This is a genomic window from Stieleria sedimenti (assembly GCF_025060895.1).
GTDB lineage: Bacteria > Planctomycetota > Planctomycetia > Pirellulales > Pirellulaceae > Stieleria > Stieleria sedimenti.
This window is the reverse complement of the sequence record NZ_JANZKV010000057.1, coordinates 24,374-39,118: the sequence shown is the minus strand read 5'-3', so window position 1 is coordinate 39,118 and position 14,745 is coordinate 24,374. Positions and strand designations below refer to the sequence as shown.

General features: G+C 52.3%; 12 protein-coding genes. All 12 read left to right on the top strand.

Annotation, left to right across the window (positions count from 1 at the left end; genetic code table 11):
* Positions 1 to 238: 238 nt before the first annotated feature.
* The gene (locus NZK35_RS08975; protein WP_259632194.1) at positions 239 to 1,129 is read left to right on the top strand and encodes an XrtA system polysaccharide deacetylase; all 891 of its coding nucleotides are present in this window, start codon (positions 239 to 241) and stop codon (positions 1,127 to 1,129) included.
* 166 nt (positions 1,130 to 1,295) lie between these two features.
* Complete coding sequence (locus NZK35_RS08970) at positions 1,296 to 2,648, top strand: nucleotide sugar dehydrogenase (RefSeq protein WP_259632193.1); 1,353 nt, start codon at positions 1,296 to 1,298, stop codon at positions 2,646 to 2,648.
* A 107-nt stretch (positions 2,649 to 2,755) separates the two neighbouring features.
* A complete protein-coding gene (gene wecB / locus NZK35_RS08965; protein ID WP_259632192.1) occupies positions 2,756 to 3,880 on the top strand; it encodes a non-hydrolyzing UDP-N-acetylglucosamine 2-epimerase in 1,125 nt (374 codons plus the stop codon).
* Positions 3,881 to 4,252: 372 nt separating this feature from the next.
* A complete protein-coding gene (locus NZK35_RS08960) occupies positions 4,253 to 5,839 on the top strand; it encodes an MATE family efflux transporter (RefSeq protein WP_259632191.1) in 1,587 nt (528 codons plus the stop codon).
* Between the two features lie 147 nt (positions 5,840 to 5,986).
* Complete coding sequence (locus tag NZK35_RS34655) at positions 5,987 to 6,391, top strand: acyltransferase (protein WP_323379625.1); 405 nt, start codon at positions 5,987 to 5,989, stop codon at positions 6,389 to 6,391.
* 160 nt (positions 6,392 to 6,551) lie between these two features.
* Positions 6,552 to 7,358, top strand: coding sequence for an AAC(3) family N-acetyltransferase (locus NZK35_RS08945; RefSeq protein ID WP_259632190.1), 807 nt, complete (start codon positions 6,552 to 6,554; stop codon positions 7,356 to 7,358).
* A 13-nt stretch (positions 7,359 to 7,371) separates the two neighbouring features.
* Positions 7,372 to 8,568 (top strand): glycosyltransferase, encoded by a 1,197-nt coding sequence (locus NZK35_RS08940; protein WP_259632189.1) that lies wholly within the window; start codon positions 7,372 to 7,374, stop codon positions 8,566 to 8,568.
* 258 nt (positions 8,569 to 8,826) lie between these two features.
* The gene (locus NZK35_RS08935; protein ID WP_259632188.1) at positions 8,827 to 9,798 is read left to right on the top strand and encodes a glycosyltransferase; all 972 of its coding nucleotides are present in this window, start codon (positions 8,827 to 8,829) and stop codon (positions 9,796 to 9,798) included.
* A complete protein-coding gene (locus NZK35_RS08930) occupies positions 9,795 to 11,147 on the top strand; it encodes an O-antigen ligase family protein (protein ID WP_259632187.1) in 1,353 nt (450 codons plus the stop codon). Before NZK35_RS08935 ends, NZK35_RS08930 begins: the two co-directional genes overlap by 4 nt.
* A gap of 20 nt (positions 11,148 to 11,167) precedes the next feature.
* The gene (locus tag NZK35_RS08925) at positions 11,168 to 12,034 is read left to right on the top strand and encodes an FkbM family methyltransferase (protein ID WP_259632186.1); all 867 of its coding nucleotides are present in this window, start codon (positions 11,168 to 11,170) and stop codon (positions 12,032 to 12,034) included.
* A gap of 201 nt (positions 12,035 to 12,235) precedes the next feature.
* The gene (locus NZK35_RS08920; protein WP_323379624.1) at positions 12,236 to 13,528 is read left to right on the top strand and encodes a glycosyltransferase; all 1,293 of its coding nucleotides are present in this window, start codon (positions 12,236 to 12,238) and stop codon (positions 13,526 to 13,528) included.
* Entirely contained in the window at positions 13,525 to 14,688 is a 1,164-nt protein-coding gene (locus NZK35_RS08915; protein ID WP_259632184.1) for a glycosyltransferase, read from the top strand. Before NZK35_RS08920 ends, NZK35_RS08915 begins: the two co-directional genes overlap by 4 nt.
* The last annotated feature ends 57 nt before the right edge of the window (positions 14,689 to 14,745 follow it).

Below are 14,745 nucleotides of genomic sequence, written 5' to 3'. Positions count from 1 at the left end.
CCCAGCACGTGGCGTCAGCCAGTGGCGCGTGATGACTTGGCCCCACACGCCGCTCGCTCACGCTTCCCGCTACCGTCCCACCATCATTCTGCCCCGTATCGTTCTGCCATTCCTTCATCACCACCTACCCCAGCACGCCGCGCCAGCCAGTGGCGCGTGACAACCTGAGCCCCACGCGCCGCTCGCTCACGCGTCCCGCTAGCATCCCACGCATCATTCTGCCACTCCCCCTTCCCCCGTGCTCTCCCCCAACACTCCTAACGCCTTAACCGTCGACGTCGAAGACTACTTCCAAGTCTCTGCGTTCGCCGATCGCGTCACGCGCAAGGACTGGGACAAATACGACTGCCGTGTGGAAGACAACACCGACAAGTTGCTCTCAATTTTCGACGAGCACGACGTCCGCGGCACGTTCTTCATCCTCGGCTGGGTCGCCGAGCGGTACCCGGATCTTGTCCGCCGTATCGCCCACGCCGGTCACGAACTCGCCTCGCACGGCTATTGGCACCAACTCGTCTATGACCTGACGCCGGAAGAATTCGCCAAAGACATCGCCGACAGCAAAGAAGCCATCGCCGACGCCAGCGGCATCAAAGTCGTCGCCTACCGCGCACCAAGTTTCTCGATCGTCGAAGACTCCCTGTGGGCCCTCGACATCCTGGCCGAACACGATTTTAGAATCGATAGCAGCATCTTCCCCATCGGCGGCCATGACCGCTACGGTCTGGCCGACGCACCCAAAGAAATCCACGACATCGACACCGAGCACGGCACGATTCAAGAATTTCCGCCGAGCGCCTGGAGTCGCGGTCGCATCCATATCCCCATCGGCGGGGGCTACTTCCGGCTGTTTCCGCTGAAGCTGACGCTCAAAGCCATCGACAAAGTCCGCGAGCACGGACGCCCCGCGATGTTCTACACCCATCCCTGGGAATTCGACCCGGAGCAACCCAAGATGGAAAGCCTCAAGCGGTCCATCAAGTTCCGCCACTACGTCGGCCTAGCCAAAACCGAACAACGCCTCCGCGGCATGCTGAACGCCCACAGCTTCGGAACCGTCGGAGACGTCCTCGCCGCAAGCTCAACGCCCCGGCAACCCAAGCACCAACTACTAGCGAGTAGCCACTAAAAAAGTGGGAGAGGCTTCCAGCCTGTCAATTCCAAGACGACAGGCTGGAAGCCTATCCCACTTGCCCCACCCATCATTCTGCCCCGTATCATTCTGCCTTCCTGACACCCTGACTTAATCGTTTTGCCCCCATCGTTTTGCCACCCCCACTTCCAGCTAATCTAAAATGTCCATCGCCAACCACCCCACGAGTTCTCCTGCGTCCGGCCAAGCCCTTCTCGAATCCATCTCCACACGAAAGTGCAACGTCGGCATCATCGGGCTCGGCTACGTCGGTCTCCCGCTGATCGACGCATTCACTGACGCCGGGTTCTCTTGCACCGGGTTTGACGTCGACGCAACCAAGGTCGATTCGCTACTGGCGGGCAAGAGTTACATCAAACACATCGGCGACGAAAAGATCGCCGCGTGGCTAAACAAGAAAGCCTTCGACGCCACCGCCGACATGGCTCGTCTCGGCGAGCCCGACGTCTTGCTGATCTGCGTGCCGACGCCGCTGGACGACGCCCGCGACCCCGACTTGAAATACGTCGTCGGCACCTGTGAAGCGATCGCCAAAGCACTGCGTCCAGGACAGCTCGTCGTGCTTGAAAGTACGACCTACCCGACGACGACACGCGACGTCATGGTCCCGATTCTGGAAAAGTCCGGCCTGAAAGCAGGTGTCGACTTCTTCGTCGCCTACAGCCCCGAGCGGGAAGACCCCGGCAACCCCGATTTCTCAGCCGCCGGGATCCCCAAAGTGGTCGGCGCCATCGACGAAACCAGTCTCCAAATCGCCAAAGCATTGTACGAGTCGGCCGTCGCCGGAGTCATCCCGGTCAGCAGCTGCGAAGTCGCCGAAGCGGCGAAGGTTTTGGAGAACATCTACCGGGCCGTCAACATCGCATTGGTCAACGAACTCAAGACCATTTTCGATGGAATGGACATTGACGTCTGGGAAGTGATCAACGCGGCGAAGACCAAACCGTTCGGCTTTCAAGCGTTCTATCCCGGACCGGGGCTCGGCGGTCACTGCATTCCGATTGATCCGTTTTATCTCTCATGGCTCGCTCGCAAGCAGGGTTTAAACGCCCGTTTCATCGAGTTGGCCGGCGAAGTCAACCGCGCGATGCCCAACTACGTGGTTTCGCAGTCCGCCAAATTCCTCAACGAAGTCCAGAAGCCGATCCGCGGCAGCAAGATTTGCCTGTTAGGAGTCGCCTACAAGAAAGACGTCGACGACCCGCGTGAAAGCCCATCGTTCGAACTGATGGAACTGCTCTTAGAACTCGGCGCCGACCTGACCTACAGCGACCCACACGTCGCGAGCCTACCAGAAATGCGTCACTACGACCTGCCGGCGATGGAAAGCCAAGACCTCACCCCCGAGTTCCTACAGTCCCAAGACGCCGTCCTGATCGCCACCGACCACACCGCCTTCGACTACGAAGCAATCGTCAAGCATGCCCCTCTGGTCATCGACACCCGCAACGCCACGGCGAGCATCAGCAATCGCGAAAAAATTCGCAAGTGCTGAGATGAAGAACTGGCATCACGTCATCATTCTGCCCCGTATCGTTCTGCCATCCCTGCCAACACCGTTTTGCCCCCATTGTCTTGCCACTCCCCTGCCAACTTCGATCAATGACTCATCTCGCCTGCGTCGTCGGTGCCCGTCCGAACTTCATGAAGATGGCTCCACTGCTGCGCGAGATCGACAAGCACCCCGACCTCGAAGCCACGCTCATCCACACCGGCCAGCACTACGATGCGGCGCTCTCGGACATCTTCTTCGAGCAACTCGACATCCGTCGTCCTGATGTGTCACTTGACGTCGGTTCGGGTACCCAAGCCATCCAAACCGCACGCATCCTCGAACGCATCGAACCCGTATTGCAAAGCGGCGGCCCGTCCGGCAAACCCTTCGACCGCCTGGTCGTCGTCGGCGATGTCAACTCCACGATGGCGGCAGCCATTGCGGCAGCCAAACTCGGCATTCCGGTGGCCCACGTCGAAGCGGGCCTGCGCAGCTTCGACCGATCGATGCCCGAAGAGATCAATCGCATCTTGACCGATTCGATTTCAGACATGCTGCTGGTATCCGACCCCATCGGCGTCGAACATCTGCGTCGCGAAGGTCATCCGGAAGAGAACATCCATCTGGTCGGCAACCTGATGATCGACACGCTGATGCACTCGCTCGCAAGAGTGAACCATTCGCAGGTGCTTTCGGACCATGGGCTAACCAAACACGGATTTGGACTTGTGACACTGCACCGGCCATCGAACGTTGATGAACAAGACACCCTGAAATCAATTTTGGAAGTATTGATCGGTGTCAGTACCGAACTGCCCTTGGTGTTTGCCATCCACCCAAGGACGGCAAGCCGTCTAAAAGAGTTCGGTCTTTCAGGCCTGTTGGAAGCCGCCGAAGGAATCAAATCGATTCCTCCACAGGGTTACATGGAATTCTTGGCATTGTCGAGCTCATCAAAAGTCATCGTGACTGACTCTGGCGGACTGCAGGAAGAATCGACGGCCCTGGGGATTCCCTGCTTGACCATGCGATCCAACACGGAGCGGCCCATCACGGTCGGGCAGGGTAGTAGCACGCTAGTCGGAAGTAACGCCACTCTTTTGCGTGCACAGTTGGAAGCCGTGCTGGCGGACGACTACGACGTTGGCATATGTCCAGAACTTTGGGACGGGAAAGCGGCTGCGAGAATTACCGAAGTCTTTTGCAATGAAATCCTGTCTGCGTCGCGATAACCATCTTTAATGGCGACTGACTTTCAGATCATTTTCATCTGGCAGGTTTCCGCCGCATCATTACGTTAGCTATGCTGAAATCGTTTCCATTGGCAAGTCGTTAATCATCGCGATAATGAGTTGCGCTGAGTGTTAGGCAGACTAGACGAAAGCGAATTCCGGATTAGCAGCTTCGCTTCCCAATATGAGCGCGAGTTATGTTGGAACGCAATTTCGACGCGTTTGAGGTTGCCGAGCATGAACGCGGCAAATGTTGCGTTTGGAATGATGTCACAGTCGCTTGCTGCGGCGTCTAGCTTTTCGCATCATAAAAACATGCAAAACGATAAATCTTACCATTTCCCGACGCTCACAAGTCTCGGCTTTCAGTAAATGAACGTCGCAAAAGTAGTCCTGCGAAATGTCGCTGCGAGTTGGGTTGGCTTAGTCAGTCAGGTGGTCGTCACGTTCTTCCTGACTCCGTTCGTCATCCGCGAACTGGGCACGGAAGCTTATGGGGTCTGGCTCCTGCTCCAGGGTTTGGTCGGATACTACGGGATGGTTGACATGGGCTTGCGAGCCGGGCTCACTCAATCGATCACTCGCCGTATTGCAGCCGACGATGTCGTTAGTGTTCGACGACACATCGCGGCTGCAATTCCTCTTCTCAGCGGACTCGCTGCGGTGATCATGCTTGCGGCAACGGTTCTTGCAATCGTGTTGCCGTCGTTTGTTGAGATGAGTGGCGAACTTGCTGCCAGTATTTGGACCGTCGTGCTCATTCAGGCATTTGGTGCGGCAATCAAAATGCCAGTCACTCCGTATGGTTCCGTGCTGGTGGGACTACAGCGATATGACATCGCAAATGCTGTCACCATCTTCACAAGAATCATCTTTGCGGTGGTGACTTGGCTAGCGCTCAGTCGAGGTGGTGGACTGATTGCACTTTCGATCGTGTTGATGTCAACCAACTGCCTTGACGGGCTCATCAGAGTCGTTGTCGCTAGGCGTTGTTTACCAGGCATCCGCGGATGCGGTATCACGCTTGATCGCACTGAAATCAGAGAAATCACGAGTGTCGGCATTTGGAATTTCCTGATCGGAATCAGTCGCCAATTCATCTACTTTTCTGACACGATTGTCGTTGCAATATTGTTCAGTGCTCGGGCCGTCGCACCATACGGCATTGCAGCATCGCTTGTTGATTACGGGACAAAGATCGTGATTGCATCAACGAAAGTCTTGTTTCCAACCATGGCCTACCTGAGCAAACAGGAGAACAAAGAATCGCTAACCATGCTTTATGTTACGGCGACTCGGTTGGTCATCGGCTTGTCCTTATCGATCCTTATTGTCGGCTCGGTTTGGATTAGACCGTTCCTAGCACTTTGGTTAGGCGACTCCGCTGATGCAAACTACCTGACGTCGGAAGCCCCTTTGATTTTCGCTGTACTCAGTCTTGCTTTTCTGTTCGTTGGATTTCAACGCGCAGGAATCCAACTGCTCCTCGCGGAAAATAAACTAAAGTTAGTCGCAACACTCATGTTTCTGGAGGCGATCATAAACCTTGTTGGAAGTATCATTTTTGGGAACCTAATTGGACCAGTCGGGATCGCCATTGGAACCTTGATTGCGGCGTCAACGATGGGGCTGCTTTTCCATGTGCCCGCACACGCCAAAATTCTGCACCAGCAGTGTCTGTGGCTCATTTTCCAGATTTCATTCCGTCCGATGATATTCGGGTGCATCTTGGCCGCTTCGATCTACGGACTGGCCAACTTAATTGGTCAACCTATGACTTGGAGCCAATTGATGCTTGCCGGAGGTACTTCCGGAACGATTGTTTGCATCTTGGCTCCTGTCCTCCTGACTGCGGGACAAATTTCAGATTTGCGTAGAACGTTACAAAAAAGATGTGACTCGATTCGCAAGCGATTCAAAAGGTCCTCGAACGTGTCCGACGCAGCGCAGTCTCATTAGCAAGCAAGGTGGGAAAATATGCCAAATCGAGAGATTGTTGAATGGTGGCGAGGATTCCTTTGTGCAGTGCCTGGACGACTAGGAGAGAAAGCGAGATGGCGATGGTATGGATTCACTGCAGAGGCAGGCGTACGCGTCTTGCCACATGTGCTTATCTATTACCCCGAAAATCTCACGATTGGCTGCAATACGGGCATCGCAGCTTATTGCCAGTTAAATGCGCGTGCAGGAATCGAAATCGGAAACAACGTTTTAATTGGCCCGGGTTCCTACATCTGGTCTCAAAACCACAAGATGCGCGACGCCAAAATCAACATTCGTGAACAAGGTTACGAGCTTTCACCAGTCGCGATCGAAGATGATGTTTGGATTGCTGCTCGTAGTGTGATTCTCCCTGGTGTTCGATTGGCAAGGGGAACAGTCGTTGCAGCTGGTTCCGTTGTCACGAAATCATCTGAACCAAATGCCATCATTGCTGGAACTCCGGCTAAAGTGATAGGAAAGCGAGAGTCTGGTTCAGAGATCATCCATCAACAATCAGATTCCGACTAATCCCCTCTGAGAATTGAAGCCATTTATCACTCGGAAGCAATTCCTTGTGCAGATGGCGACTTCCGCAACTCCATTTTTTACGCGTTGAAGCATCCCGGTTTTTCACGTGGCAGCACCAATCGTTCGACTCAGGAAAAGGTTGAAATCTATTGCTAGATTCGTGACCCAACCACATATCGATCGAGGATTGTTTCAGACGCACCTCTCTGAGCTTGGCGTCAAGAAGGGCGGAGTGGTACTCGTTCACTCTTCATTGTCTTCGCTTGGATATTTCGTCGGAGGCGCAGATTGCGTTATAGGCGGATTGTTGGAGTTTATTGGCAGTGAAGGAACGCTGTTGATGCCTGCTCATACGTTTTCAGCTGTCAATCGTGGGGAGAGAACCTTTAACAGCAGGAAAGACGCCTCGCAAGCAGGGAAAATCACCGAGGTGTTTCGCCAGCGACCAGGCGTTATCCGAAGCACTCACCCATCTCATTCGGTGTCAGTAGTCGGGCCAATGGCAAAGGAGCTAATAGATGGGCATCTGTTTGCGGACTCGCCGTGCGGACATGGAACACCTTATGCGAAATTGATGGATCAGAATGGCCAGATATTGCTTCTAGGTGTGGGGCTAAAACGGAACACGTGTTTTCACACCGTCGAAGCAATGGCAGGAGTCCCTTATCTGCTAAAGCCCCATAAAGATGAGTTTAGTATTACTGAAAATGAACTCTCCCCAATTCGAGTCAAGGTCAGATGCCATAATCGTGCGGTGCCAAGCCGTTTTGAAGAATTCACTGAATTCCTTTCGCATACTGGGTGTTTGCGTCAGAAACGGCTTGGACGCGGCAGTTCGATCCTAATCGAAGCGCAACGATTTCGAGATACACTTCTGCCACTACTCGCGGACTCTCCACAACTACTTCTTGCGCGTTCGACAACTGATGTCAAATTGCTCGCCACTCGCTTGAACGATCGCGTCTAGGCGGGCTGTTCCAATGGGATTACCGAATCCGGTCCCAAGTACCTTAGCTAAAATTATCAAAAAAACGATTGTTCATGTCGCAGTTGTTGTCCTGCGTTTGGACGCGGGTGGGATGGAGCGTTACATCGCAAATGTTGCAAACGGACTTCCGAGGGACAACTTCAAGATTAGCATTATATGCCTTGACCAGATGGGGACCGCAAGGGCATGGTTTGATACAAGCAATGTCGACGTGATTGAGCTGCGCATCCTCAAAGGAAACAGTCTGCGGTCCATCCGAGTGATCGCGAATGCCTTAGAGCACCTCAAGCCCGACATCGTGCATTCCCACAACTGGGCGACCCTAGTTGAGTCCTATCTTGCAGTACGTCGATACGGATCTTGTGTGCATTTGCATGGAGAACGAGGAACTGTCCTTGGCACGAATGCCTGCGGGCCGTTGAAACTTCGACTCCGAGCACTTGTGATGCGTTGGATTTGCCGACGGATTGCTGTAACAACGAATTCGCACTGCGTAGCTGCGAAAATCGAAGCGATTACGAAAATTGACGCGTCACAGATCCATGTGGTCCCCAATGGATTAGATTCAAAGCATAGCCCAGCGCAGCGCCGCGAATTTCGAACCTTGGTTCGTCAAGAACTCGGGTTTGCGAACGACGATTACGTGATTGGTACCGTCGCGCGTCTATCCAGGATCAAGAATCTGGGACTGGCGATTCGATCCCTTGCCGACGCCCAGGCGTCGCTTGAACGAAAAGGCCATCTATTGTTCGTTGGAGATGGTCCCTGCCGAGACGAACTAGAACAGTTAGCCGATTCAAAAGGCTTGTCCGACTGCGTTCATTTTGTCGGACATCAATGGCACACATGGCGATATCTGGCAGCAATGGACGTTTACGTCAATTGCAGCGATAGCGAAGGAATGAGTCAATCGATGCTAGAAGCAATGGCTTCTGAATTAGCGGTGATTGCGACCGATGTGGGCGACGCCAGTATCATGTTGGCACCGCCAGATCCGTGTGGCATCGTGATTGCTCCTAACAATCAGCGAGAGTTGGTCGATGCGATGATTAAAATGAACGATCTGGAGCTTCGCGATTCATATGGCCTCGCCGCTTTGGCCCGCCAGCGCGGGACGTATACTTTGGCGAGGATGTTAGAAGGCTACGCACAACTGTATAGACAGCTCGCAAATGTCTCTCGCAGTTAGAAAAATACAACAATCGAAGCGCTGCCTGCCGCTAACGGTTACGCACGGCCGCGTGATAATGGATTGCTTGGGGGCACTGTTCCGCAAATCGTCGTATCGGCACGAACTCATTAAATGAAAAAACTGATCGTTTTCACTCGAAGGTCGTCGTTGCTTCGACGTCCCGTACCATCTCGAGTCTTTTTCCCCTATGTTCTTTGTTCAAGGGCATTAGAGAACGCAGGTCTGTCCGTTAGTTACTCGTACGACACCACACGGATGCCTAAGGCGGATATTGCAGCAGTGGAAGGGAAGCTCTTTTACCGCAAACCGATTGAGGAAACCATTCGTTTCTTAGCGAGACTAAGAAGCGAATATCAGGGGATTCATTGGTTTGACAATCGGGACAGTGCAGGGAATACACAGTTTGAGGTGCTTCCGCATATTGATGCCTATTGGAAAGGCCAGTACTACAAGGATCTCAGTAATTACGACAAGTCTTTCATTCATAACAGGATGCATTCAGATTTTTTCGTTCGGCACTACGATTTGGGCGAACAAATTTACGAACAGGATAAAGAACTTCGGGCTTTTGAAGATGAGCGAGAGAAACTTAAACTAAGTTGGAACTTTGGTTTTGGCAATTTTCTCGAATGGGGGAGTCTTCGCGAGACCATTCAAATTTATTTGTTGAAATGCGCGCCAACACCAGCTTTCATTGACGCAGGCATTCCTCGTGAGATTGACATACATTGCCGTTTTGGTATCGGCACAGAGCCCGTGTATTCGCGTCACCGAATCCACTTCAAGCGGATAATTGAAAAAATGGATCTGGTAACGTCAGGTGAATCGATTGTCCCGCGAGCTCAGTTTTTGGATGAAATTCGTCGATCAAAAATCGTAGTCAGCCCCTTTGGATGGGGTGAGCTCTGCTATCGAGATTTCGAAGCTGTGTTGAATGGTGCCTGTCTTGTCAAACCAACGGTGGATCATATTAAGACGTGGCCTGATATATTCCGCGCGGAGGAAACGTATGTTTCCGTACGCTGGGACCTAGCTGACCTCGCACAAACGATTCGCGATTTGCTAAACGATGATAAACGCAGGCTCGCGATCGTTGACGCGGGGCAAGCTGAACTTCGAGAACTTTTTTCGGCAAGAGGACTGATTGATTTTTCTTTAGGCCACGCGTCCAAGATGCTTCAAAGTGGCGGGCAACACACGAATCCAAAGGTCACGGCGCACCGATGAGTCTAACCGCGTTAGCATGGTTAGCCGCATTCGTCCTCCTTTCGCTTGCGTCCCTCAAACGTCCGATCTACGCAGCACTTGCGAACTCGATGGTTTTTTTTGCGAGTCCGGTGTTTTGGTGGTTCGGAGGCGGTTTGCTGAGATCTTTGACGATGCGGTGGAGCTTGCTAGCTGCGGTAATATTGATCGTGGCAAATCTGGTTCACTGGAAAACCCGGGCAGCTTCATCGCGACAGGGAACTCGACTTCTTTGGATGCTAGCCGCGATATCGTTCAATGCTTTCTTGGTGAACGCTTTATTAGCTAATTACCCGCCCGAAAGTAGCAAAGTTTTCGACATATTGTGGAAGGGATGCCTCGCATCCGCTTTCATCTATTTTAGCATCCGGACTCAAGCTGATTTGGAGCTGTTTCTGTTCGCAATAGTCGTTGGCTGCGGATTTGTCGGTTACCAAATCGTTATCGGCGGCCAAGGCTCGATCGAAGGCGGGCGGCTAGAAGGTTTCAGCTTCCCTGGGGCGCAAGGGGCCAATGGCGGCTCTGCGGTAATGGCGTTGGGGCTTCCGCTTGCCGGATACTTCGTAATTTCGATGCGAAATAAGGTCTATGCGGCGGTGTCCCTCGTTGCTGCTCCACTGGTCTTGGAAACGATTTTGCGGTGCAATAGTCGTGGTGCTTATCTCGGACTGCTTGCCGCTGGAATCACAATTGTACTCTTTTCACGTGGTGTTAGCAGGAAACGGTCTATATGGCTTTGCGTTCTTGGCATTTGCGCGGTGCTGGTGATGGCAAAAAGCGAAGCAATTTGGGAGCGATTCGACTCGATATTTGCATCCGCTGAGGAGCGTGACGATTCCGCCTCAGAACGCCTCGATTATTGGAAGGCAGCTGTAAAGATGATTTCCGATTATCCGCTTGGCTCTGGCGGAGAGGCCGCATTCACGAGCCCACGGGGGCGTGGCTACATTCAACACTTCCGTGACGAATTCCGTTCTGTTCACAACGGGCCGTTAGATATCGCTGCTGGCTGGGGCATTCAAGGACTTTTTCTTTGGCTAGCGGTAATTGGAAGCGGAGCTATTCTCGCGTATCGTGCTTCGAGATCCTATATTCGTCCATACGACTCACATCGATCATTTTTGGGCGCAGTATTGCTGGCAGTCATCGCATGTGAATTTGTGTGCTCTTTTTTCACAAGTGTGCTTGATGGCGAATGGTTTCTCTGGCTCGCGGTGTGCTGTACTGCGTATGCACAACTTGCCAAAAATGATTCCTATGCTCTTGGAATGACGTCCGTAGACGAGGTCCAGTCTGATGGTCGGACATTCCACCGCGGATCTGCCGATTAACTTCACTGAGTGAATCTAGGTTGATAGATAAACTAAAAACTATTGTACGTGTTCTTAACAACGATCCGAAGCCATTTCGGCGATTGTCGTGCAAGTTTCTCGCTTGGCTTCCGTTTGATGCAGGAGCACTCTTCCGACTAAAACTTCCTTCGAATGGGTTTCGAATCCATCTTCGCAAGAGTTCTCTATCTCTAGCGACGCTCTACGACCCCAATGCGAGAAAGTCAGATGCTGATTTCATCACCAGCTATTTAAGAAGCGGAAACGTTTACATCGACGTTGGTGCGAATATCGGAACAACGGCTATCCCCGCCGCGTTGGTCATGCCTCACGGCCACGTCGTAGCCTTTGAGCCCCATCCGCGTATTTTTGGTTTTCTGGAGGAGAATGTGAAACTAAACGATCTAGAGGGGCGTGTAAGGCTCTTCAATTGCGCTCTGGGCGAATCAAATGGGGAGATTTCCTTTAGCTCCGGTACCAATGACGACACAAATCACGTTATCCGTAGTCGAGACGGCCTGTGTGTTCCTGTGCATCGATTGGACGATTACACAACAGAATTCTCAAAGATTGATCTGTTGAAAATCGACGTTGAGGGTTATGAAAAATTTGTTCTTAAGGGTGGGCGGAAAACAGTAGAAAGGGCCAGCTGCGTCTATTTCGAAATTTCGGAGGAGCACTTCAATGAATTTGGATACACAGTAAAAGATCTGTTGGCCGAATTTGAATCAGCGGGATTTGGACTCTTTATCAAGAACACCGATTCACAGATTTCAAGAATTGGATGCGACTATCAATTGACAACCCATCACACAAATGTATTTGCGATTAGAAACGTTTACGACTTCTTGGGACGGACCTGTTGGACTGAATTGGAAAGTGCCTGAATCGATCGCAGAATGCCGACAAATGGCTCAGCGAGTTTCTACCATCGTTATTGCCGTTGTTCAAAAACGGAGTTTTCAGTGAATAGCGGAAATGCAGTCGCGATAATTGTCGCATACAACTTCCCGCCCGTCGCGAGTGCAGGGGTTCATCGAACTCTACGATTCTGCCGTTTTCTCTGTGAGAACGGTTGGCTGCCGTCCGTGCTTACGTCATCGCCAGAAGATCATTCGCGACTCGACAATCATTTGGCATCACTAGTGCCTCCAGACATTCAAGTTGATGGTGTCAAACTCGTCCGTCCAGAAGACGCCATCAAGCTCCGTCTTCGCCGAACGCTAAGACGAACAAATGCAAAACAGCCAACAAGCTCAGTAACTTCAGATCGCTTGTCTGGTTCCTCCGGTTCGGTGGTGCCAGGCTCGGCAGATGAGGCTCGCCCTGACACCACTCTGCAGAAACTGCGACGGCAAGCCACTGAGTTGGCTTTCGCAATTCCAGACGACCGAATTGGTTGGAAACGGAATGCTGTCACCAAGGGCATGGAGATTGTCAGCGAGCGAAGACCTTCGCTGATTTATGCAACAGCTCCTCCGTTTTCATCGCTACTGGTCGGGCAAGCGATTGCAAGAGAAGCGAACTTGCCGTTGGTCCTCGATTTTCGCGATCCTTGGACTCGTGTTCCTTGGGGACCGCGAAACAAGTCTTGGATTGCGAATCGCTGGGTAGCAAGGCTCGAACGGTCATGCGTGTACGATGCATCCGTTGTGATTCTGAACACGCCCGAATTGCGAGATGATTTCGCCAATTATTACTCGAAATTGCCTTGTGAAAAGTTTGTGTCGATCACGAACGGATTTGATCCTGAGATCCGACCATCAATCCAGAGCTATCTGGACGCTCAGGTAGTCGCATCCAAAGACGATAAACCACTTCGTCTCCTGCATCCTGGAAGCCTGTATCGAAATCGAGATCCCCGTCCAGTTGTCGACGCGGTCGCAAAATTGAAAGCGAATGGCAAAACCATTGTTCTCGAACAAGTTGGGTATTGTGATCCCAATTTCGATCTGCTTCGCTATGCCGCCGATCGTGGAGTGGAGTCACAAATTGAAATCAAACCAGCGATCCCACATGACCAAATGTTGCGGCGAATGGCTGAGGTCGATGCATTCCTGTTGTTACAACCTGGGACATCGCTCCAAGTGCCAGGGAAACTGTTTGAGATGATTCTATTTAAAAAACCAATTTTAACACTCTGTGTCCCTGGCGCGGTCGCCAACATCGTCAACCGCTATCAGATAGGTACGATTGCGCAAGCAGATGATGCCGACAGTATTGCGAGTGCTATGGCGAAACTATGGACAAACTCTACAACATCGGCGATGTGGGATTCTGTCGCGGCAGACTTTGACGGTCGCTCCCTTACCAAGCAATTGGCCGACGTCTTTAACACAGCAATCGCTACTCACGCCAACGCGTGCAAGCGATGTCCATGAGCGCTCAAGCTTTAGAACGGGTGGGATCGGTGACGAAGAACTGCACGGAAGAGTCGATCCGCTTTCTGCACATCTTCCCAGAATACAATCGTGGCGGGGCAGAGTTGCGAGTAACTCGTACGATCAATGCGATGGGCCCTGGGGGAGGCCATGCAATCTTGTCGCTCAACGGCAGAACAGGTGCCGCGTCGCTTCTAGATCCATCGTGTGACGTTCGGGTTTACAAAGGGCCGCCTAAAAAAGGGCGGGTTCGCTTTCCAGTCGATCTTTGGCGCTACATTCGCGACTTGAATCCCTCTGTCATTTTGACTTACAACTGGGGGGCGACAGATGCTGTACTGGCCGCGAAATTCGCTCGGTTTCGGCCAGTGGTCCATAATGAATGTGGGCTATCTGCCGACGTCGACGGCAAGGGCTGGAGACGACGATTGATGAGACGAGTACTCCTACCGGGATGTCATCAGGTCGTCGTCACGTCCCACACGCTGTTCGACATGTCGATCGAGCACTATGGAGTTCCCAAGGAAAAAATCACATTCATCAAGACGGGTGTTGATACCGAACGATTCTCGCCAAGGGAAAATCATACGCTCCGAAATCAGATTCTAGCGAGCAATCTAGATCGTGTCGTCTTCGGCTACGTGGGAACGCTGCGACCAAGCAAGAACCTGCCGATGTTATTTCAGGCCTTTGCAAAAGCGAAACCACCAAACAGTCAACTGGCAATCTTTGGGGATGGCCCTGAACGTGAACGACTGGGGCAGTTGGCAGTTGAGCTCGGAATTGCGGATTCTGTCTATTTCCACGGTTACATCGACAAGCCGGAGGACGCCTTTGCGGCAATCGACGTCAACGTCACCACATCGCGTTCCGAGGCCGCTTCGAATTCGCTGCTCGAAGCGATGGCGACCGGCCTGCCAGTCATTTCAACCGACATCGCCGATAACGCCCGAATGCTGTGTGAAAAAAACCGTGAATTCGTCTACTCACATGAGAACTTGGAAGGCTACGCTTCCGGGTTACACGCCATGGCTTCTGATTCGTTCCTTCGCAGTGAACTTGGACGTCTAAATCGAAGTCGTGTCTGTAAAGAGTACCCGATCGATCGGATGTATCGAGAATACGCAGAGCTCTGGCAAAGCGTGGAAGCATCATTTTGATGGCTAACGGCAGGGTGCGTTTACCGTTGCTATTCGAGCGACGCACCATCATTACTA